We start from the raw sequence: 21,753 nt of genomic DNA on the forward strand, positions 1-21,753 counted from the left end.
TGAGCCTGGATTAGCTGTCTATTGAAGGTTATGGTGACTGCATGAAAATATACAACAAAACGGTAGTAACCCTCGGAATAGTATTTATGTTCCTGTTCCTTCTCACCGCATCAGTTACACATTATGTCTTCATGACCCACACCCAGCAGATAGAGAATGAAGTTCTGGAAGACAATAGCCTCAGAGTACAGCGTGCATTCAGCAATGAAATAGACCACGTCGACAAGAGCACTTATGACTGGGCTGCATGGGATGATACATATGAATTTGTCCAGAACGGAAATTCTGAATATATATATTCAAATCTGGATTCTATTGAAACTCTGCTCATCCTTGATGTGAATTTCATACTGTTCTATGACAATGATGGGAACCTTGTTTACGGCAGAGCATGTGACCTCACTGAAGAAGAAGAAATACCACTTCCTGTCAGTCTTCTTGAGGAGTTCGATGGGAATAACATAATGTTAGAGCAGACTTCTGTTTCATCCTCATCTTCAGGAATTGTTGTGCTCGCTGACCTCCCGACAATAGTTGTATCAAGACCAATAATACAGAGTAACTATGAAGGACCTATTGCAGGTACCCTGATCATGGGACGATTTATTGACAGATCGTTCGTAGAATCAATAGAGGAGCAGACATTACTTCCAATTGATATCCATTACATCAACGACCCCGGCCTGCCCTCGGATTTTGGATCGATAAAAGAACAGGCACTAAAAGAAAATCATGTAACTCTGATCAGTAATAATGGAAATACCATTTCAGCTTATTTTATAATTGAAGATATCTACGGAGAAACTTCACTCATTTCAAGGACAGAGCTGCCAAGAACGATCTATAAACAAGGGCTTGCAACCATATCCACTACATTCTATCTGACACTCTTCATATCACTGACATTTGCCCTCCTATTGTTGTTAATATTGAAAAAAGACCTTCTTTCACGAATAACATCCCTGCGTAATGGGATAAGGGATATTGATCTGAAAGCGGATATAAAGTCCCGCCTTGACATTAATGGAGAAGATGAACTTACAGATCTTGCAGACAGCATCAATTCAATGCTGGATTCATTACAAAGAACAGGTTCTATATTCCAGTCAACCATTGAATCAATTAGCTATGGACTTGTAGCAGTTACAAAGGAACAAAAGATCATTTTCATGAATCCTGCATACAGGAAAATGTTTGAAATACCACCGGAAATGGATTTCGGAAATGATGCCCAGGAATTATTAAGTTACATAATTCAAAAGGCCAGGGATCCGGAAGAGATAGCTGACAGGAAAGATGAAAGAAGATATACATTGGATGTGAAAAATTCTGTTGCAGAGTTGAGAGATGGAAGGACCATCGAAACCATTTCATTACCACTGATAGTCAATAACGAGATACACGGAAGACTATATGTTCATAATGATATCACAGATATCTTATCGCATGAGAATGAACTCAGAGATGAGATCGATAAAAGGAAAAAGGCAGAAGAGAGATTAAAGCTCAGTGAGGAGAAATTCTCGAAGATCGCCACATATGCCAATGATGCCATAATAATGATCAATGATGAAGGCAGAACCACTTTCTGGAACAATGCTGCAACAAGCATGTTCGGATACTCTGAAGAAGAAGTGAAGGGAGAAAGGATACATGAGTTCATATCACCTGAGAAGTATCTTGATCTATACAAGACAGGTTTCCGAAAATTCACAGAAACAGGTACAGGTCCGGTCCTGGGTAAGACCATTGATCTTGAAGGAAAAAAGAAGGATGGTACAGAGTTTCCTATTGAGCTTTCCCTGTCTTCCATGCAGCTCTCGGACGGTTCATGGAGTGCAGTTTCCATCGTTCGTGATGTGACTGAAAGAAAACGTCTCGATGATATGGAACATGAACTTCTGGAAAGGTTACTTACTATCATAAACAACATCAATACTGGAATAATGCTCATTGACAGTAAGAGCAAGACGATAGTAGATGTAAATCCAGTAGCTGCCGAGATGATAGGACTTCCTAAAGAAAAGATAGTTGGAAACATCTGCCATCGATTTGTCTGTCTTGCAGAAGAGGGCCATTGTCCCATCATTGACCTGAATCAGACCGTTGACCATTCTGAAAGAATTCTTTTGGATAAGGATGGAAAAGAGATACCTGTTGTTAAATCGGTAGTAACCGTGAAATTGAAAGGAAAGGAATACCTTATAGAGAGCTTCTATGACATATCCGACAGGAAAAAAGTTGAGGAAGCACTGATAGATGCAAAACTCGCTGCTGAAGCCTCAAACAGGGCAAAGAGTGAGTTCCTGACCAATATGAGCCACGAACTCCGTACACCTCTGAATTCCATAATTGGTTTTTCAGACATGTTACTACACAACGGGACAAACACTTCCAGTGATAAACAACAGAAATATCTCTCGAATATATCCAACAGTGGCAAACACCTGCTGGAAGTTATAAACGACATCCTTGACCTGTCCAAGATAGAAGCCGGAAAGGGAGAACTTGATATCGAAGAATTCAGCATTCAAGATGTAATGGATGAAGTGAAGAGAACACTTATGCCACTCGCATCAAAGAAGGACATATCATTTGAATATACTGTTGACGATGATATCGACATAATAGAAGCGGACCGCCTGAAGATCAAACAGATACTCTACAACCTGGCAGGCAATGCGATCAAGTTCACACTGGACAACGGAAGCATCCGGATATTCGTAAGAAGAACATTGAACAATGTAGAGGTAGACGTAAAGGATTCAGGAATAGGTATCCATCCTGATGACCTTATCGATCTGTTCCAGCCTTTCAGACAGGTGGATTCAGCACTCAATAGAAACTATGAAGGATCAGGCCTTGGTCTTGCGATCGTTAAAAAGTATGTTGAGATGCACGGAGGAAGTATACGTGTTGAAAGTGAACCTGATAAAGGTTCATCATTCATATTTGAGATACCGCTGCATCAATAGGATCCTGAAAATAATAAGTGTTTAGACCTATTTCTTGATAGTACCGACCACAGGATAGTTTTCCAGAGCATCGACCTCATGCGGTGCTTCCATATCGAGGGATTCTGTCAGGTCAGTACCTGCTTCATGTAATCCCATATGTTCCCCATCATCCCAGAAATCGCTATCTGTCACATCATAGACCTTTCCTGCATAGACAACATATACCTTATCTTCATCCCTGCCATTGTACTTCGCAACTTCATCCATTGTGAATTCCTGCATATCTTCACCACTCATACATTTAATTTTAAGCTTAAAGGTTTTTGGGTGCTGGCACCACCGGTTCAGTAATCAGTTGATAACTTCACCCTAAACACTACTGTTGCATGCAAAACCTGAATAACTTACCTCATCAATATCGTATAAAGCAACCACCTTCGGTTCCCCTTTTCTCAAAATACTGCTGATGATATTCCTCTGCACGATAGAATGGTCCGGCAGGTACTATCTCTGTAACTATAGCTCCCTTATGTTTGCCTGACCCTTCCAGATCCATCTTCGAATCAATTGCCGTACGTTCCTGTTCAGGATCGTGATAAAAGATAGCAGAACGATACTGTGTTCCAATATCCGGTCCTTGCCGATCAAGGGTCGTTGGATCATGTATCTCCCAGAAGAGTTCCATTAGTTTACTATACGGAACCACAGAAGGATCGAAGACGATCTCAACTGCTTCTGCATGTCCGGTTTTCCCCGTACAGACTTCCTTGTATGTCGGATCATCCTTTGTCCCACCGGTATAACCTACCTGGGTGAATTCCACACCCCTGACTTTTCTGAAAGCAGCTTCCACTCCCCAGAAGCAGCCTGCTGCAAATGTCGCTATCTCATCGCCTTTCTCAAGTAATTCTTCCTTAGATGCCATGTGATCACCGATCGAATAGATCAATACTATTTATTTCGAACTCTACGATGAGTCCGAAAAGCAGTAAAATAGGAGTTTCAGTCTTACATCGTCCAAACGATGTCATAATCTCCCCATTTAAATGTCAGATAGCATGAAGTATAAATCTTTCTCTAGTGTAAAGCGAGATAATATATAGCAAAAAAATAGCCCTGAAAAACTATATCGTCCGGCAGGTCTTAAACAGCCTGCTTGCAGCCGATCACATCTCTCTTGAAATCCGCATAGCATTTTTCAAAAAGGTCCTGCCCACCTTCGATCTCAAGTATCTCGAAACCGAATATCTCTGCGAACTCATCCACTTTCTCATCGAAATCATCCGTATAGGTCAGACCTGTACGGATCTTGGCAACCCGCTTATATCCGGTCATCTCATTGACCTTCTTAAGCATCTTTATGGTCTTCTCGGGTTTTACAGGATCCACTTTCATGATCTCCCTCCAGGCATGGGCATACATAGGAGTGAAAAGGAAAGTACCATGTTCACTGAACTTCTTAAGAGTAGCAAGATATTCTCCACAGCCTCCGAGGGTGGCACCCACGCAATCATCAACTACCCTTGAATCATCCCTTAGTATCCTGACAGGACAGGTCTCCTCAAGATGTGAGAAATCGATATCCAGCTTGTCGAACACATTCCCACAGAGCCCATAGAAGAGAAGGATACCACTGGAGCATCTGCTCAGTTCATCTATTATCTTGTAGACCTCTTCCTTAAGGATCTTAGGGAATTCGTGCAACGCAAGTTCCACTATATACACCATTACAGTGTATTTTCCGGCATCGTTCCTGTATGCATGCGTATCGGACCGAAGTGTTGCAGGTGACAATGAACGATATTCCAGACCAACTGCCTTAAGTTTGGAAACGAACTCATCTTCCTCTCCATTACCAACAACAAGTATCTCATCAACCGAAGGATCATTCTCAAGGATATGTACGATCTCATCCTGAAGAACCTTGCATGACAGAATTGTAAGTAATGGCATGCTGGTATGTTTTCACTACTAGTTATTGACCCTTTTGCCTGTACAGATATAAAAAGGTCAATGCAGAAACAAATATCCCTGAAGGAATTCCCGGGAACAGCGAGAAATATATGGTTTCCTGTAATGCATGAGTAACAACTAAAGTGACCAGTATGAAAATAGCAAGACTTATGGCCACTATCTTTGTAATATGTATTCCCATTCATCTGACGCCTGAACAAGTTTAAAGTATTGATAGAAATAGTAAGGATCTAATAGAATGATCAACTGACGATGTGAACATAAAGAACTCAGTTACAATTATAAGAGGCAAGAGCATGGAAAACGTACCAGATAAGAACGAGATATCTGTAAGGCACACGAATGAACAGGACATCCCCCTTATAATGGACTTTGTACGTTCACTGGCTGATTTTGAAGACCTGAGTGACCATGTCATTTCAACGGAGGACTCGCTCCGTGAAGCACTCTTCGGTGAAAGAATATATGCAGAGGCCATAATAGCCGAGGTCAACAGGAAACCTGCAGGCTTTATCATCTTCTTCCATAACTTCTCTTCATTTGCCGGTAAACCCGGACTGTACATCGAAGATATATTCGTTCAACCTGAGTTCCGTGGCCTTGGTGTGGGAAAGGCACTCATGGTACGCTGTGGACAGATCGCACAGGAACGTAACTGCGGCAGGATAGAATGGAGCGTACTGGACTGGAACCCTGCAAGGAAGTTCTATGAGAGGTTTGGAGGGGAGCATCAGAAAGAGTGGCTCTTATACCGGTTGGATGAGAAAGGCATTGAAGAACTTGCCGGAATAAAATAAATTTCCGGATCAAGTGCGGAAGTGGGTTCGTCAAAGAGCATTACTTTCGGTTGCATAGCAAGCTCTCTTGCAATAGCGACTCTCTGTTGCTGGCCTCCTGAGAGTGCGTCTGGCAGGATATCTGCTTTCTCTTCAAGGCCAACCTTTTGAAGCAAACTCATAGCCCTGTCATTGGCCTCAACTCAATACACATACTCTAATCGGCGCCAGAGCTACGTTCATTATATCAAAATAACGACTAAAATTAAGAAATTACACAACATCAAGATGCAATTGTTAAGTCAACAGGACTTAAGAAAAGTTGATCAAAATGATCTTAAAGCATTATAATGGATAACCATGATTCCCAAAATCTTCAGAAGATAATGGGATCATAGTTGACAAAAAAACTTAGTGCTCTTCAGCTGCTGCTTCTTCAGCTGCTGCTTCTTCAGCAACTTCTTCTTCAGCTACTTCTTCTTCAGCAACTTCTTCTTCAGCTACTTCTTCTTCAGCAACTTCTTCTTCAGCAGCATCCTCTTCGGTTGCTTCTTCGGTTGCTTCTTCTGCTACTTCTTCTGCGTGTTCTTCTTCTGCAACTGGTTCTTCAGCTGTGTCTGCACATCCTGATACGGCTACGAGTCCGACCATCAGGAAAACCATAAGTAAACTTAAGAATTTCTTCATTATTAGATCTCCAATCACTACATTGCTATATAGTCTATAGAATACTATAGATGCCTATTGATACACAAGGAATTACTTAAGTTTTTCTATTAATAACGGTGCTTGGTGCCATATTTAAAAATAACAGCATTATAGCGACCAGAAAAATAGAATATTCCTGAAAATATGACAGAAAATAAAGAAAAATAATGGAACAAAATACAGATCTGAAAATTGCTCGCACCCACTAAAACTGGAATGTGGGTATTATGAAAAAGATATAGGAAAAAGAACTAACCTTCCTTTTCACTCAATAAAGACCATTGCTGCTGTAACAGTTGTCCACTTGCCATCCTTATCTCCATACGCAGTCTGGCAATAATGGGTCGTATTTATGATATGTCCGCTTGCCTTGTACATCTGTTCCCTTTCATGCCATGCACTATCGGAATCGAACTCTATCCCCAGGGTTGTTGCAAGCATGGTTGCTGCTATGTCCTCTGCGTACTCGCCTGCAATGAGTTCATCCTCTCCAAAGGAATGATGCTCTGAAATATACCCATAATTGTCCTCATTGACCGGAACCGCAGTCCCGACGGCTGCTGCAACCAGCCTCTGGGGCTCATTGGTCTCATTACGTGCAAGGACACAATGTACTATCTCACCTGCTGGCAGATCCTTTATTCCCTCTTCCCTGGATACGAGTTTACAGTTCGGTGGAAGTATGCTGGAAACTTTGACAAGATTGTATTTCTCGATCATCGCATCACGCAGTGCCAATTCAAAAGACGCTAATCTATCTTTATGCACACCAACACCTTTAGTTAAAAAACATTTCTTGGGAACCATTTGTATCATCACTTCAGTTACTATTCATACTGGACTCCATGAACATATCGTTTTCCATACTTCACGTAAGGTCAGATGATATGAGAATGAAAGGCAACACAGGAAATTGCATCTTATTATAATAAAGTTGTGCACCCGGCAATTCGGCATCAAGAACAGTGGAACTATAAATATTCCAGCTATTGGACTATAAGCTTTAAAGGATAAGAAACCTAATAGCCACCGGAGCCAGCCAAAAATGGATATTTCTCAGCTTATCGAAATGATCAGATCATCAAGAAGATATGAAGGACAGATATCTCACATAGAGGACGTACCGGCCAGAGAAGCAGAGTACAGGGATGTCGAGATCAATCCACTTATCAGATATGCAATGAGTGAGAATGGCATCGATAAGCTCTATGTTCATCAGGCTGAAGCTGTTGAGCTGGCAAGACGAAGGAAGAACATAGTACTTTCGACCAGTACCGCCAGCGGTAAATCAATGTGCTACATGCTCCCCATATTCGAACGCCTTCTTGAAGAACCACATGCTACCGCGCTTTACATATCACCCCTGAACGCCCTTGTGAATGACCAGCTTGACACCTTCAGGAATCTCAGTCATACAATGGGTTTGAATGTGAACATCGACCGTTTTGTGGGTTCCATGACGAAGTCCGAGAAGGATGCGGTCAAATATGGTAACACAAAGATCATCTTCACCAATCCCGAAATGCTTCATTTAAGCTTCCTGCAATGGAAACACCAATGGAAGTATTTCCTTTCCAATCTGAATTTCATTGTCCTGGACGAGAGCCACACATACAGCGGGGTAATGGGAAGCCACATGGGAAATCTCCTGAGAAGACTGAACCGTATCTGCAAACACTATGGATCAGACCCACAGTACATATGCTGCACTGCAACCATCGGTAATCCGGTAGCTCACAGTTCTGCCCTTACCGGAAAGGAACTCAACCTGATAGATAACGACAGTTCAGGCCAGGGTCCGCAGAAGTTCATGTTCTGGAACCCTCCCCTATATTCAAGATCAAGTAATTTCACCCGGAGAAAAGCAAGTTTTGGAGAGACTGTCGACCTTTTCACAACCTTTGTCCAGAATGATCTCCAGACGATAGCCTTTGCACGTTCAAGACAGAAGGTCGAGAGGATGTACGTCCAGGCAAAGAACACACTTGCAGAAAGGGGAGGCGAGGAAAGGATCAGCCCTTACAGAGGAGGATACCACGGGAATGAACGTGAGGCCATAGAAAAAGAGCTTGCACAGGGTAACATAGATGGTGTGATATCCACCAATGCCCTGGAGCTTGGAATTGATATCGGTGGACTTGATGCCTGTATCATGGACGGTTTCCCGGGGACCATCATGAGTGCCAGACAACAGGCAGGAAGAGCGGGCCGTGGAAGCAGGGAAAGTATAGTTGCACTTGTAGCTGACTCCAATGCGCTTGACCAGTATTACATGAGAAATCCACAGGACTTCTTCAGGCGGGATTGTGAGGAGGCTGTGGTCAATGTCTCGAACCGCTACATTCAGGCAGGTCATTTATTATGTGCTGCAAAGGAACTTCCCTTGAGATCAGAGGACAGTGAATATTTCGGTCCTGAGTTCGATACCATCGTAAAGGTACTTGAGGAAGAGGATCTGCTTGAAGGAGCTAATGAGAAGCGTTCACTTGACCCGAACCCTCACATGAGCTTGTCCATACGCAGCATCGATAATGATAATTACACGATTATCGACAGGACTACCAGAAAACCTCTGGAAAAGGATATTGAAAGACTGCGTGCATACAGGGAAGCCTTCGAAGGTGCGGTGTACATCAACAAAGGCACTCCTTACTGTGTCACAAGACTTGACCATGAGAAGAAAGAGATACATGTTGAGAAGGCACAGGATGGATACTATACAAGGTCGCAGGTATCATCGGACATCGTTGTGAGAGAAGTTGTAGAAACAAAGACCCTTGAAACATATCCCGATGTGAAGGTAGGTTTCGGTGATGTCGATGTTACCCAGCAGGTGACAGGCTACAGGAAGTTCCAGCAGCGAACGGAAACGGAACTCGGACAGGTGCCTCTGGACATGCCTGAGTTCAGACTTGAGACGGAAGCCCTGTGGCTTGAACTACCCTTCGAATTCACAGAACTTGTAAATGAATATGACCGCGACCTTGCAGGCGGTATACATGCCATCGAGCATGCTATGATAGCAATGTATCCACTCCATCTGCTTGCTGACAGGAACGATGTCGGAGGTGTTTCCACACCAGAGCATGCTGACCTTTCCCATAACACCGGCATATTCGTATATGACGGACATCCAGGAGGTGTCGGGTATGCTGAAAGTGGTTATGAGAAGATTACGGAGATGCTTGAGGTGACCCTGCGGTCCATTGAGAGCTGCCCGTGCTTCGATGGTTGTCCTTCATGCATCCAGTCACCGAAATGTGGTAACAACAACAGTCCTCTTGACAAGGATGCAGCGATAATAATACTCCGTAAGATGCTCGATAAGCCTGCATATATTCCTCAGAAGAGGAAAGTTGTCAGGAAAACTGAAAGGCCAGGCTGGAAAGAGACCGCTGGACCTGTACAAAGGAAGCCTGAGGACAGGCCATTCGATCATAATGCTGCACTTAACAGGGCAAGAAGAAAACTCAGGCAGCGTGACCGTAAAACGGTCTCTGAATGGATACAGGAAGGTGTCAAAGCAGGAAAGGAAAAGAACAGGGAACTTGCCTATGAGTGTTTTGAGGCTGCACTCCAGATCCAGCCACATAATGCCACAGCCCTTATGAACAAAGGAATAACATGCCTCCATCTTGGTCAGAACCAGATGGCACTGACCTGCTTTAACAAACTTATAAGTAGGGGCTATGGAAAAAGTGTGGTCTGGAAGCACAAAGGTATTGCACTTCACAGGCTTGGCGACTATATTGGCGCTGTAGAGATGTTCGATGAGGCTTTGAAAGAAAAGCCGGATGATACTAAACTGCAGGAACTAAGGAAGAGGTCATTTGAAAAGGTCCGGCAATGATGTGTTTCAACCTTTGGCCTTCTCGATATATTTTATCAGGTCATGTAGTGGTTTTGTTCCACCGGATATCAGGAAACCTGTTACAATCGAGTCTATTACCGGAAGGACTGTTACACCAAGCATTTCCAGGAATCGTAGCTGCAGCAGAAATGCCAGAGGCAGTCCCAGGAACGAAGTCATAACGAATACACCAAGGACCATACGATTATCCCTTTGATTTTTGTATTTCAGCAGGGTATGGAGTTCATCGTATAGTCTTTTCTCTTCTTCTTTCCCGATGTCACTATCCAGCTTTGCTTTTATCTTCTCTATTTGAAAAGAAGTTACCTCGATGTCAGCCTTGGTATCATCATACGCCCGAAGGATTTTATTATAGAATCAGTGATCCGTTCAATTACCTGGGCAGCCACATAGAATATTGCAAAGACATCTATTACGGACATTCTCACACCCTGGATAGTAGAATAAATGCGATTCAAGTAAAATGAATAATTGTGATCCCGATAAAGGACCATGCATCAACAATACAAATAAAACTGTATAGTATATATCGATTTCCTGAAAGTAATTAAAAAAGAGTTTGAACTCAGGATGAGTTCAAATAACTGCTTATGCTTCAACGATCTTGATGCTGAATGTCAGAGCCTTGCCTGCAAGTGGATGGTTCATATCAAGGACTATAGTCTCGTCTGTGACCTCAGCGATCCTTGCCGGCATCTGCTGGCCATCTGCCGTGCCTACCATGATCACCATTCCTGCAGATATCTCACAATCAGACTGGAGCATTGACCTTGGAACGGTCTGTGTCATATCGGGGTTCACTTCACCATAAGCATCAGCAGCCTCTATCCTGAATGTCTTCTCTTCCCCCACTTCCATACCCTTTACAGCTTCGTCAAAACCAGGGATGACCTGACCTGCACCTACTGTGAACACAAGAGGTTCGTCATGTTTCTCAGAACTATCAAAAACAGTACCGTCATCAAGTGTGCCGGTATAATCGATCGTAATGGTATCTCCATCTTCTATTGGCAAAATATCAACTCGGTTTATACAAAACAAGCTCTCACTCATTTTAGCTCAATGGAGGTAGGGACATTACTTAGGTGTTTTGGTAACACTATAAAATCAGAATGCTGAGGCTCCAACAGACTGTACAGCAAACCTGTTAAATATATAGCCATTATTGTATATTTTAATCATTAACCAGGTGATAGACATTATAGACCTGTTACAAGCTCTTGTTCTGGGAATCACAGTAGGCATATCTGCCGCCATTATTCCCGGCCCCATGATGTTCGCGACCATTGGTATCTCCATGAAGAACGGATGGAGGACAGGACCATGGGTATTCATTGGACATGCACTCGTAGAAACGGTTATCTTCCTGCTTATCCTTGCCGGTGCCACAGCTTTTCTGGGAGACAGGTTGATGTCATACATATCAATCATAGGAGGAGCTATGATGCTACTATTCGCATTGGTTCTCATCAGTAGTGCAAAAAAGGTTTCCACAATGGATATCTCTGCATCTTCCGGAAAACAGGAACTCTCATCGGGTCCTGTATCTGCAGGTATACTGACCTCTGCTTTGAACCCTTCGCTTGTAATATGGTGGCTGACCGCAGGCAGTGCCATCATTCTTCAGGAATATCTGTTAGGTATCTCCGCAGTTATCGTGTTTATCCTTGGACACTGGCTGGCAGACCTTGGATTCCTTGTAGCGGTCTCATCTTCATTCTCAAGAGGAAAAGAGCTATTCTCACCACGGACACACGAAAGGATACTGTACTTCTGCGGAGCATTTATGGCTGTTTTCGGCCTGTGGTTCCTTGCCAATTATGATAATGTCTCTGCATTTTTCTGAGGAGAGAAAACAAAAAGGAGGAAAACGACCGACTTATAGGCCTTTTCCCTGTAACAATTCACCTCATTTATGGCGAACACAACTTGTGCCAAGCAGTTCTATCGCCTGCTTCATGAACTGGCCGATCGTTTCCGTAGGATCATATGTGACCTCTATTCCCATGGATTCACACAGTATATCCGTTATATCCTTCTGTTTAACAGGTGCTTCCATCATATTGGTGGTCAGATTGAGTTGTGATGCACAACCCGCACAATTGGTAATAACGTAATCTGCTCCTGTGTCCATTGCCTCACAGACACGTTTCTCTCCGCAATGAGCAACCGTAGGCAGGTCATCGAAAGATGTAACGATTCCACAACAAAGAGCATCTTCCCTGTTGTGTTCCATTTCCACAAGAGACACACCCGGAATGGCATTTATCACGTTCCTTGGATACTCATAGGCACCGAACCACCTTGATACATGGCATGCATCGTGGTATGTTACCCTCTTATCAACCGGCTTCCCGAGATCAAGCTTTCCATCCCTGATAAGTTCATCAAGGAGTACAACCACGTGCTTTGTCTCAATATCCCAGTCAAGACCAAGCATCTCTGCAACGGCAGCATATTGTTCGGTGAAGGTGGCAAAGCATCCCGGGCAGGAGAATAGCAGTGTCTTTACACCCTTCTCATTGATCAGGTTGATATTTTTCTCAACAGTGCTCACGAAGTCCTCGGTGTATCCTCCGAGTGCAAGATAAAGACCACAGCATATATTGTCCTGTTCTCCGAGGTTAACCAGTTCGACACCTGCCCTGTTCAGTATCCTTACTATGTTCTGAGGCATGTTCTTTGTAACAGCAGAAGACCAGCAGCCTGGCCAGTATCCAATTGCTCCCGTGTCAACCATCTTCATATCATCAGCCTTCCACTCAAGCGCTTCTTCTGGCAGTCCCCAGAAGTTTCCTGCTTTGAGTACGTTCTCCCTGATGATCCCAAGACCTGTGTTCTCAAAATCCTTCTGTCCCATGATGCTGCGCATATTTATGAAATTGTGAGCTATTGACAGGTCTGTCTGGCATTTAAGATCACATTTCTTACAGGTAGCGCACAGGAACATTGTGGATGCGAATTCCTCGTCGAATTCGATATTACCTTTCAGATATTCGGAGAGCAGGTACCATTTACCCCTTGGTGATCTGCTTTCCCATGGGTCTGCGTCATACACGGTACAGGTGGTCTTACAGGCTCCGCACTGCGCACAGATGAATGCATCCTTCCCTATCTCCTCAGGTAATTTGTCACCATACTTGTATTCCACATCTTTCCCATCCATGATCTTCCCTGCAAAGCTCATTAAGGATCGACCCTTGCTGGCACCTTTCATGGCAATGGAAAGTTGTTTTATAGGGGAGTTCTTCTCAACCGAAGGTGGCAGGATCTTTCCCGGGTTCATTATATGTGCGGGGTCGAACTCCTTCTTGAAAGCAACTACCCTGTTGAACAGTGCCTCTCCCAGCAACTCCTTTGACTCATCAGTGAAGAATATGCCTGTGGCAGTAAGTCTTCCTCCCATCTTCTTCGCAATGTCGGCAACTATGAGCGACGATGAGAATTTCAATGGATAATTGGTCTTTCTTTCATCGGCCAGCATGAATCCCATCATGATGAGCCTGTCAGGGGTTTCCATTATGCCTTCAAAGACGAACTCACCCTTGAATTTCCTGTCAACTGCCTTCAGGAAATCTCCCAGTGAATCTGTTGGTACGATAAGTTCACTTGCAACCAGCGAAGGACCAAGACGCTTGAGCCTCATTGTGCGGAACCTGTTGTGCCACTCGTGAACTGCAACATCTTCAGGGAGGATCTCACCTTTATTGCTGCTGACAATATTTTCGATAAGGGAAGCAACTTCAGCATGGGACTGGCCATAAACTAGCTGTGCAATGTATTTGCCCCGTGGCATCTTTGTTTCATTTGCTGCCTGCTGGCTCAGTTCCACATAGCCCGGTGTCTGGATGCTTACAGACCACAGGTCAATTCCTGAACCCCTTATCTCATCAAGTGTTGCCTGCAATTCCTTTTCATCTGTGAATGCCGCAAGAACAGGTGTAAGCCCTTCGGACTTTTTCACTTTGATAGTAACCTTTGTGATTATGCCGGTGATACCTTCAAGAGCATAAACAAGGTCAATATCATCTCCTTCCATTACCTTCAGGTCACCCATGGGATCGACCATTTCTACCGAAACGATGTTGTCCCGGAAAGTGCCGTACTCATAACTGCCGATGCCACTGCCTCCCTGGGCGACCCATCCGGCCACCGTAGATGTGGGTGCGCTGCTCGGGTACAGACACAATGCAAGTCCCTTTCTTTTGAGCTTATCATCCAATTCCGACCAGACAACACCAGGTTCTACCTCTGCACTGAGATCATCGGGATCAATGGAAATGATATTGTTCATTCTCGCAAGATCGATGACTATACCATTTGCCACGGGAACTGCTCCCCCGAATCCACTGGATGCTGCTCCTCGTGGAATGACAGGGATATTATTCTCAATTGCAATTCTGACAAGGGAAGATACCTCTTCGGAGTTTACAGGCTGAACGACTGCATCCGGCATTGTGGAAATGGTCTTTTTGACAGAGTCAGGAATGGTTCCCACATCATGGGAATAGACGATCCTTTCAAGTTCACTGAAAGATACGCGATCTTCAAACATCTCTTCAAGCTTGCTTTTCAAAGCTTCATTGATTGTATAACTGGTCATGGGTGATGCCTCTATGGTACTGAATCCTACACATTTTCAATCGCGAGCAACTGTGATGTAACGCCGTTAACAAGTAGATGTTAAGACTGAATACTTATATACTAACCCTCTCCTGTATCGTAAAATCATGAAAAAACATCACAGGGATCAAAATAAACAAAGGCGTTAAAAATCGTGAGGGCTTTGAAATGGTCAAAGCCAAATAGATATAATAAATTAGCATGCCTAATATATGAGATATACACAGTTCCCTTAAATTCAGGATGAAACGTAAATGAAAGCTTCAATTATAGATGCGATCTTCCTTTCCGAAAAAAGAAAAAAGCTTCTTTTACTGCTGATGGAAGGTCCAAAGGATATCGAAGAAATAAAAGAAGCACTCGATGTTACGTCCAGTGCCATGCTTCCCCAGATCAAGAAGTTGAGAAAGCTCGACCTTATTGTGTGCAATGAGAGGGTCTATTCCCTGACAGAAGCTGCCAGGATACTCGTTGAAAAAATGGAACCTCTTCTTGGAACCATCGAGGTTTTTGAGGAGAACTATGATTACTGGATGAGCCGTCATATCAGCAGTATTCCCGAGGAGTTTCGAAGTCGCTTGTGGAACCTTGGAGAATGTGAACTTAAAAGACCGGACATGATATATCTTTTTGAACCACCGGAGGAGTTCAATGAGAGCCTTGCAAAGTCAAAGAATATCAGGACACTTGCTTCATTCTTCCATCCACAGTGTCCGCATAATTATGCCCAGCTTGCTAAAAAGGGAGTGGATGTAACCCTTATACTCACAAAAGCAGTTTTCGACAGAATGAAAAAGGACGGTTCAAAATATCTTCAAAAAATACTGGAATCAGAAGGGTCAGAATTGTTCTTCATGAAAGAAGAAATACCCATAGGATCGATCACAGTCACCGACGATATTTTCATGATAACATTGTTTAACAAGGACCTTGTGCTCGATCATCTGAAACTCATAAGCTATGAACCCCAGGCAAGACAATGGGGACTTGATATTATAGATCATTTCAAGGAGCTAGCGATCCCTGTTGATAAAGATAAAATGCTTAGGGAGATCGGTGATCAGGAATAGGGAAGTGGATATTCAGACCTTTACGTATCTGACAGCATCACCACCAATTGTTTTAACACATACCCACACGATCTGAAATATAAATATGTAAAGGTTTGATCTTTATTTTGAGCATTTGCTTATCCATATCTTCTCCATTATAAAAAATAAAATTGATATCGGTCAATTTCATATTTTTAACCGATATTGACCTTACCATTGACCGCTTCATAGCTTTTCACGGCCTTCGGAGTATTGAGCAGTATCTTCCTGATCCTGTTGTACACACTTGGTGACCTCTCCTGATCGAGCCTTTCCAGGAAACGTACCAGCATTCCCACCAGAGGGATGTGATATTCCTCCTCCATCCTGTCAATATTTGCAAGGACATTGAGTATGCTCACAGCATTGTACTCATTGACCTTAGCCAGCCTGAGAACTATATCCTCAAGCAGCTTCCTGCCTTCTTCGGTCTGAAGTGATCTCTTTCTGTTGAAAGCAAAGCTCCCATAAAGTGCTCTCTGGTCATTTGCCTGTTCTATCCTGAAAGAACCGGAACTTCCAACCTCCCTTACCAGATCGAATACATCATTGCTGCTGTTGCTTCCCACAACCCTCAGGAAAGCTTCCCAGCTAACCGGATGTTTTTCTGCTTCCTGCTGGAAGGACTTCAACAGGCTGATCCTGTCAGGTGCGGAACTGTTAAGATAGAAACTGAAAGCACTTAATCTGTCTGTGGCATTTTGTGCTGTCTCGAACTGTTGCCTGATCATCTCATGTATCACAGGAGTATCAAGGGTGGAAAGAACAGAAAGGATGGTATTCTTTACCTGACGGTCCTTGATAGAATCAACTTCATCTTTCAGATAGTCCTGACCACTATATTCCTTCTCATTGCAGACCTGATAGAGTGATATCAGGGAATCCTCATGCCTGCCTGCTATAGCTTTCAGGAGTTTTTGTTTGACCTCATATAGCAACTGATAACTGTGTGCAAATCTCTCATCCTCCACTGATTCAAAGATGGTCAGGAACTGAGCACCTGCTTCATTCATCAGGTCATTATCCACGACAAGCTCGTGATAGAGATCAGTGAATTCCTTTGATGGAAGATGGTCGCTATCCCCTATCAGTTCCATCTTTTCCATATCCACTACACGGTAGAATGCTATGAACCTGTTGATCAGATCACTGTCCACTTTTGTCTGAAGGACCAGTTCATCGACATCCGCCTCATGAACTACTTTTCCAAAGAAAGAATATCCACGGTTCAGGGAGAGGAAAGCAGGCCTGTCCACACCAGTGATGATTATTTCCTTCTCCTTACCTTTCATCAGTTCCGTAACTTCTGCAAGGTCATTTCCTTCCCTGTCTACAAGGGCTACACTGAACGGTAACTCCCAGAACTCAGCTCCTTCAGGGACTTCCTGCTCCAGCAGCAATGTATAAGCCCTTTCATTTTCATCATAGGATGTCCTTACGTGGACCACAGGGAACTGTGTCTGTTTCAACCAGATATCTGCCATCTCTTTGAACTTCTGTCCTGAAACCTCTTCCATTGCTTCTATCCATTCCCGTGTTGAAGCATTCGAGTGTTTATATCTGGAATGGTAGACATCCAGAGCCTTTGCAAAGGTCTCCTTCCCCATCATTTTCTCCAGCATCATTACGAATTCAGGTGCCTTTACATAGGTCACTGCAGAGATAAGGTCATCAGGATCATTGAACCCATCGGGGATGATGGGCATGGATGCTGCTCCCCTGTCAAGGGCAAAGGTTCCGGAACCCGGAGCCAGAAGGTCAAGTACCTCACCAAGACGGGCGTATTCCTCACCAAAGTGATATGCGTGGTACATCCTTTCAATGTGAACGGTGACAGCCTCGTTGAGCCATATCTCAAATGGACTCCAGCCGGTCACCTCTGAACCATTCAGATTGTGATAGAACTCATGTACCTTCACCCTCATCAGGTACTCAAATGCATTGTCGGTCATATGAGGGAAGGGCATTATGCGGTTGGTGCTGATGGTAGTGTTTCCCACATTCTCCATTCCACCGAAATTAGAGTTCTGCATACCTATCTCCCTGTAAACGGTACCTGTGTACCTGTATCCAGTCTGGATGGACCCTGCAGACCTCTTCAGTTCCTCCCTTATCTTTTCCAGCCCCTCATTGTCGCTTTCACCTTCATTTTTGAGCCTGTCCCTTTCCCGGATCATATCCATGAGCTTTCCACGTAGTTTAAGCTGATCATACTGCTCAGGCCCTGTGAAAAGATAGATCCACATGATAGAATCATAAAGAATATCAAGGGATCTCTGAGCTATTACCGGGTCTGAGCCGGGTGGTACCAGAAGTTCAAGGTCAAAGGTATAGCCGTCAGGGTATTCGAATTCCTTTGTAAACGTCTCATAGGTACCCAGACCAAGGAAGAAGAGATATGTTGCCATTGGTGTGACCGAATTGTCATAGACGATCCTGTCCCTGCCGTTCCCAAGAGAATGTCTTGCCTCTACAATATCACCGTTGGTAATGAGATTGGTATATCTCTCATCGGCAATGATGGTTGTAGTGTAAGTGCATTTTGCCACCATATCATCTATACATGGTACTATCCTCTGGAATCCCCATTGCTGACACTGGGTTATCTGTTGAGGTGGAGCACCGGCAGGAGTTTCATCGTAATAGAGACCTTCAAGTATGTTATTTGTAGGTCTGCAGATCGTCTGCGTATTTATCACGAACTCAGTGTTCTCAGGTACAGACTGACCGAAACTGATCAACAGGATATCTTCCTTTTCCCTGTATTCATGATCGATATCGTATTCCCCGCAACTTACAGACAGGATCTCAAGTTTCTTGCAATTAAGTTCCAGTTCATCAATTGCTTTGTCGAGGGTTTTCAATTTCAGATCGGATGTTACCTTTGTATGGTCGTCGAATATGTCGAAAACAAGGTCCATGTGCACAACTTTAACGGTTAATTCTCCAAAATCCTCAGGATAATATTTGTATATTCTTTCCATTGAATAACCTCGGTAATTTCAGGATAGCATAATGATCGGACATTGGACCGGTCATTGATCTAATTCGTGTTACCAGTCTTTGTTCTTATTATTAATCCGTCTTACTACTCAAGGTTTGGGTCAATGATTCAGACATGGAACACATGATCGATCAGGGATATGACAATGGTCTGAATATCACAGTGTATTCACTAAAAGAAGGAAAGAAATAACAAAACTAAAGAGCTAGAAGCTAGGAAAGGCCAAATATTCTAAAAAGAAGTCAAGTGGGCCTAACCGGATTCGAACCGGTGGCCGCTCGGTTATGAGCCGAGCGCTCTAACCTGGCTAAGCTACAGGCCCAATGCGAAAAAAGTTTTGAAGCGCCGCAAACAGGGCTCGAACCTGTGACATTCTGGTTAACAGCCAGACACTCTACCAACTGAGTTATTGCGGCTCTCAGCAAGGCGCTTAGGCGCGAATTCCTCTAATGCAGTTATTGCTTTTAAACCTTTTGATTGCACCAGTTCTTTGTTTTAATTTTTGGACTAATTTTGACAGGCCATCATAATGATGATGATAATATATGCTTGGATGTATATGTTCCAATAGAAACGAGGGGGTAAAAATACAACGGTCATTAATATACAGTAACCCTGACCAGTTACATCCCTCATATTTTTATTAAAACTGCCTTAAACAAAGATAACCACGTGCGGCATCAATGCCCGGGCACAATGGGAATATGCTCACCGCAACGTGGGCAAGTGGTCCCATCGGTCAACTTATTCAATTCAATATTGAACATTCCTCTTTTGATCAGCAATTCCCCACATTGAGGACAGACGGTGTTCTCGTAATCCGTTCCCGCTACATTCCCGATGTAGATATATCGCAGACCCTCCTCCCCTGCAATATCGTATGCCCTTTCAAGCGTTGCCAGAGGAGTTGAAGGAATGTTCTGCAACTTGTAGTACGGATGGAAGCGGGTGAAATGAACAGGAGTATCCTCACCAAGATTCTCGCGTACCCACACACACATCTCCCGTATCTCCTCCGGAGAATCGTTTAGAGTAGGTATTATCAGGTTCACGACCTCCACATGCATCCCCAGTTCCCTTGCAAGTTTTGCGGACTCAAGTACAGGTGCCAGTTTCGCACTTGCTATATCATGGTAGAATTCCTCTGTGAACGCCTTGATATCCACCCTGAAAGCATCCAGATACGGGGCTATCATTTCCAGCCCCTCCTTTGTGATATAGCCATTGGTGATATATGCAGTTGCCAGCCCGGCCTCCTTTGCCAGTTTTGCACAATCATAGGTATATTCGAACCATATGGTCGGTTCGTTGTAGGTCCATGCAATGACCTCTGCCCCCGAGGCCACAGCCCTTTCAACAGCCCTCTCAGGAGTGATCTCGATGGCATTGGCCTCATCTATATCTATCTGGGATATGGTCCAGTTCTGGCAGTGCTTACACCTGAAATTACAACCTATGGTCCCCAGGGAATAGGCCAGCGAACCCGGATGGAAATGGAAGAGCGGTTTCTTCTCAATGGGATCCAGAGCCTCACTGGAGACAACGTTATAGTTCAGGGTGTACAGGGTTCCCTCCCTGTTCTCCCTTACAGCACAGATCCCTCTCTTTCCCGGAGCTATCCTGCACCTGTGACTGCACAGTTTACACCGGACCTTTCCATCATCAAGTCTGTCATAAAGCATCGCTTCCCTGATCATCAATTACACCCAATAGAAGATTCGAGCTGATCACTCATTAAGTTAAGTGTTGGGCAGGGAAGGAACAGATAAGAAAAACGCAAAAGAATTATCAATGAATGTGGATGTTGATATATCCCTGTTTCATCCTTAGTTCATGAAATGAGGTTCAGGTCCACATCAAAGATTGATTTAGTGACATTGAGTTTGATATCCTCCCCGGAACCACCTTTCAGGAAGAAGACTACCACAGAGTCATTGTAACTTATCGAATACTCTGATGCATCCATTCCTGCATCATCCGTCATTGTCTCAAAGAAGGTCACCCATGAAGATACCTGTGATGTCCTTAAGGTCATCGTCATATCTGTAAAGAGTATACCTTCCCAGTACAGGGAGTCTGAACCATTTGTCCTGAAAGTAAGTTCCTCCACAGAACTGCTGCTGATACTTCTTGTAGGACCATCCATATCCACAGCATTGACATACATAGTGATATTTGTGGAATTCTCCGTCCTTTTCACTGACATCTGAGGTTCAAGGCGCATAAGTGAATAGTCATTCTGGGAAACTATCAGTGCACCATTCTCATATGTCAGGACCTGATTGACAAAATAATTGTTGTCAGATGCATAAGTAACAGTACCAAGGTCAAGCAACACCGGATCACTATCATAGTCAAGGCCTGGTGTAGTTGCCACTATATTCATATCGAACTCTTCGTCATTTATAGCCAGCCTGCCACTGGACTTCCCTGAAGCGAATATAGGGATCGAGGCTCCTCCCATCTTAACAGGGACACTGAGTGAAAGACTCGTGGAAGGTTCTGTCAGGGAGTATGCGGATAACATATCCACCTCATTCTTCATCTCAGCCATATCATAGAAAACATCATCCATATGTACCTGCTCAGCACTGGTTTTCCATTCAGGCACATACTGCACATTCACAACGGTAATGACCGAGACAACGATACCAAGTAGAAGCACAGCTGATATCACACTGGAGATGGCACTACTACATTTGCCCAGACTTTTGAATTCCACTTCAGTTCGCTTTTTCTGTGCTCTCAT

Annotated in this window: 17 protein-coding genes and 2 tRNA genes; 5 read left to right on the forward strand and 14 right to left on the reverse strand. The window is 43.8% G+C overall.

The genetic code is table 11. The features are described from left to right. Positions 1–41: 41 nt before the first annotated feature. A complete protein-coding gene (locus tag V7O63_RS11130; RefSeq protein WP_340818622.1) occupies positions 42–2,975 on the forward strand; it encodes a CHASE4 domain-containing protein in 2,934 nt (977 codons plus the stop codon). A gap of 27 nt (positions 2,976–3,002) precedes the next feature. Here V7O63_RS11130 and V7O63_RS11135 read toward each other — a convergent pair whose 3' ends face one another. The 3 genes from V7O63_RS11135 to V7O63_RS11145 all read right to left on the reverse strand — a co-directional run bounded on the left by V7O63_RS11135 (position 3,003) and on the right by V7O63_RS11145 (position 4,910). Further along, positions 3,003–3,239 (reverse strand): cytochrome b5 domain-containing protein, encoded by a 237-nt coding sequence (locus V7O63_RS11135; protein WP_340818624.1) that lies wholly within the window; start codon positions 3,237–3,239, stop codon positions 3,003–3,005. Positions 3,240–3,369: 130 nt separating this feature from the next. Then, positions 3,370–3,882, reverse strand: coding sequence for a peptide-methionine (S)-S-oxide reductase MsrA (gene msrA, locus V7O63_RS11140; protein WP_340818625.1), 513 nt, complete (start codon positions 3,880–3,882; stop codon positions 3,370–3,372). 218 nt (positions 3,883–4,100) lie between these two features. Further along, a complete protein-coding gene (locus V7O63_RS11145) occupies positions 4,101–4,910 on the reverse strand; it encodes a DUF1638 domain-containing protein (protein WP_340818627.1) in 810 nt (269 codons plus the stop codon). A 317-nt stretch (positions 4,911–5,227) separates the two neighbouring features. Between V7O63_RS11145 and V7O63_RS11150 the strand changes: the two genes are divergently transcribed. Next, positions 5,228–5,728, forward strand: a complete 501-nt coding sequence (locus tag V7O63_RS11150; protein ID WP_340818629.1) for a GNAT family N-acetyltransferase — start codon at positions 5,228–5,230, stop codon at positions 5,726–5,728. Here the strand turns inward: V7O63_RS11150 and V7O63_RS11155 are convergent. The 3 genes from V7O63_RS11155 to V7O63_RS11165 form a co-directional block, all read right to left on the reverse strand. After that, positions 5,662–5,889: an ATP-binding cassette domain-containing protein gene (locus tag V7O63_RS11155; protein ID WP_340818630.1), complete on the reverse strand. Its 228-nt coding sequence runs from the start codon at positions 5,887–5,889 to the stop codon at positions 5,662–5,664. The genes V7O63_RS11150 and V7O63_RS11155 overlap by 67 nt on opposite strands. A gap of 229 nt (positions 5,890–6,118) precedes the next feature. Then, positions 6,119–6,394: a hypothetical protein gene (locus V7O63_RS11160; protein WP_340818632.1), complete on the reverse strand. Its 276-nt coding sequence runs from the start codon at positions 6,392–6,394 to the stop codon at positions 6,119–6,121. A 285-nt stretch (positions 6,395–6,679) separates the two neighbouring features. Then, positions 6,680–7,222, reverse strand: coding sequence for an arginine decarboxylase, pyruvoyl-dependent (locus V7O63_RS11165; RefSeq protein WP_340818633.1), 543 nt, complete (start codon positions 7,220–7,222; stop codon positions 6,680–6,682). A gap of 238 nt (positions 7,223–7,460) precedes the next feature. Between V7O63_RS11165 and V7O63_RS11170 the strand changes: the two genes are divergently transcribed. Further along, positions 7,461–10,265 carry a DEAD/DEAH box helicase gene (locus V7O63_RS11170; protein WP_340818634.1) on the forward strand — a complete coding sequence of 935 codons (2,805 nt, stop codon included), beginning with the start codon at positions 7,461–7,463 and terminating at the stop codon, positions 10,263–10,265. 6 nt (positions 10,266–10,271) lie between these two features. On the opposite strand, the gene V7O63_RS11175 is transcribed toward V7O63_RS11170, so the two are convergent. Continuing rightward, positions 10,272–10,466, reverse strand: coding sequence for a hypothetical protein (locus tag V7O63_RS11175; RefSeq protein WP_340818635.1), 195 nt, complete (start codon positions 10,464–10,466; stop codon positions 10,272–10,274). A gap of 408 nt (positions 10,467–10,874) precedes the next feature. After that, positions 10,875–11,300 carry a peptidylprolyl isomerase gene (locus tag V7O63_RS11180; RefSeq protein WP_340818637.1) on the reverse strand — a complete coding sequence of 142 codons (426 nt, stop codon included), beginning with the start codon at positions 11,298–11,300 and terminating at the stop codon, positions 10,875–10,877. A 175-nt stretch (positions 11,301–11,475) separates the two neighbouring features. Here V7O63_RS11180 and V7O63_RS11185 point away from each other — a divergent pair, with 175 nt between their 5' ends. Continuing rightward, complete coding sequence (locus V7O63_RS11185) at positions 11,476–12,132, forward strand: LysE family transporter (RefSeq protein WP_340818638.1); 657 nt, start codon at positions 11,476–11,478, stop codon at positions 12,130–12,132. A 63-nt stretch (positions 12,133–12,195) separates the two neighbouring features. On the opposite strand, the gene V7O63_RS11190 is transcribed toward V7O63_RS11185, so the two are convergent. Next, complete coding sequence (locus V7O63_RS11190) at positions 12,196–14,889, reverse strand: FAD-binding and (Fe-S)-binding domain-containing protein (RefSeq protein WP_340818639.1); 2,694 nt, start codon at positions 14,887–14,889, stop codon at positions 12,196–12,198. A 274-nt stretch (positions 14,890–15,163) separates the two neighbouring features. Here V7O63_RS11190 and V7O63_RS11195 point away from each other — a divergent pair, with 274 nt between their 5' ends. Further along, positions 15,164–15,979: a winged helix-turn-helix domain-containing protein gene (locus V7O63_RS11195; RefSeq protein WP_340818640.1), complete on the forward strand. Its 816-nt coding sequence runs from the start codon at positions 15,164–15,166 to the stop codon at positions 15,977–15,979. Between the two features lie 176 nt (positions 15,980–16,155). Here V7O63_RS11195 and V7O63_RS11200 read toward each other — a convergent pair whose 3' ends face one another. The 5 genes from V7O63_RS11200 to V7O63_RS11220 all read right to left on the reverse strand — a co-directional run bounded on the left by V7O63_RS11200 (position 16,156) and on the right by V7O63_RS11220 (position 21,753). Continuing rightward, the gene (locus V7O63_RS11200; RefSeq protein WP_340818641.1) at positions 16,156–18,984 is read right to left on the reverse strand and encodes a M1 family metallopeptidase; all 2,829 of its coding nucleotides are present in this window, start codon (positions 18,982–18,984) and stop codon (positions 16,156–16,158) included. A gap of 267 nt (positions 18,985–19,251) precedes the next feature. After that, a tRNA-Ile gene (locus V7O63_RS11205) sits at positions 19,252–19,326 on the reverse strand. 21 nt (positions 19,327–19,347) lie between these two features. Beyond that, positions 19,348–19,420 (reverse strand) — tRNA-Asn (locus V7O63_RS11210). 264 nt (positions 19,421–19,684) lie between these two features. Then, positions 19,685–20,701: an AmmeMemoRadiSam system radical SAM enzyme gene (gene amrS / locus V7O63_RS11215; protein ID WP_340818642.1), complete on the reverse strand. Its 1,017-nt coding sequence runs from the start codon at positions 20,699–20,701 to the stop codon at positions 19,685–19,687. Positions 20,702–20,835: 134 nt separating this feature from the next. After that, positions 20,836–21,753 carry a hypothetical protein gene (locus V7O63_RS11220; RefSeq protein WP_340818643.1) on the reverse strand — a complete coding sequence of 306 codons (918 nt, stop codon included), beginning with the start codon at positions 21,751–21,753 and terminating at the stop codon, positions 20,836–20,838.

Origin of the sequence: Methanolobus sp. WCC4 (assembly GCF_038022665.1) — an archaeon.
GTDB lineage: Archaea > Halobacteriota > Methanosarcinia > Methanosarcinales > Methanosarcinaceae > Methanolobus.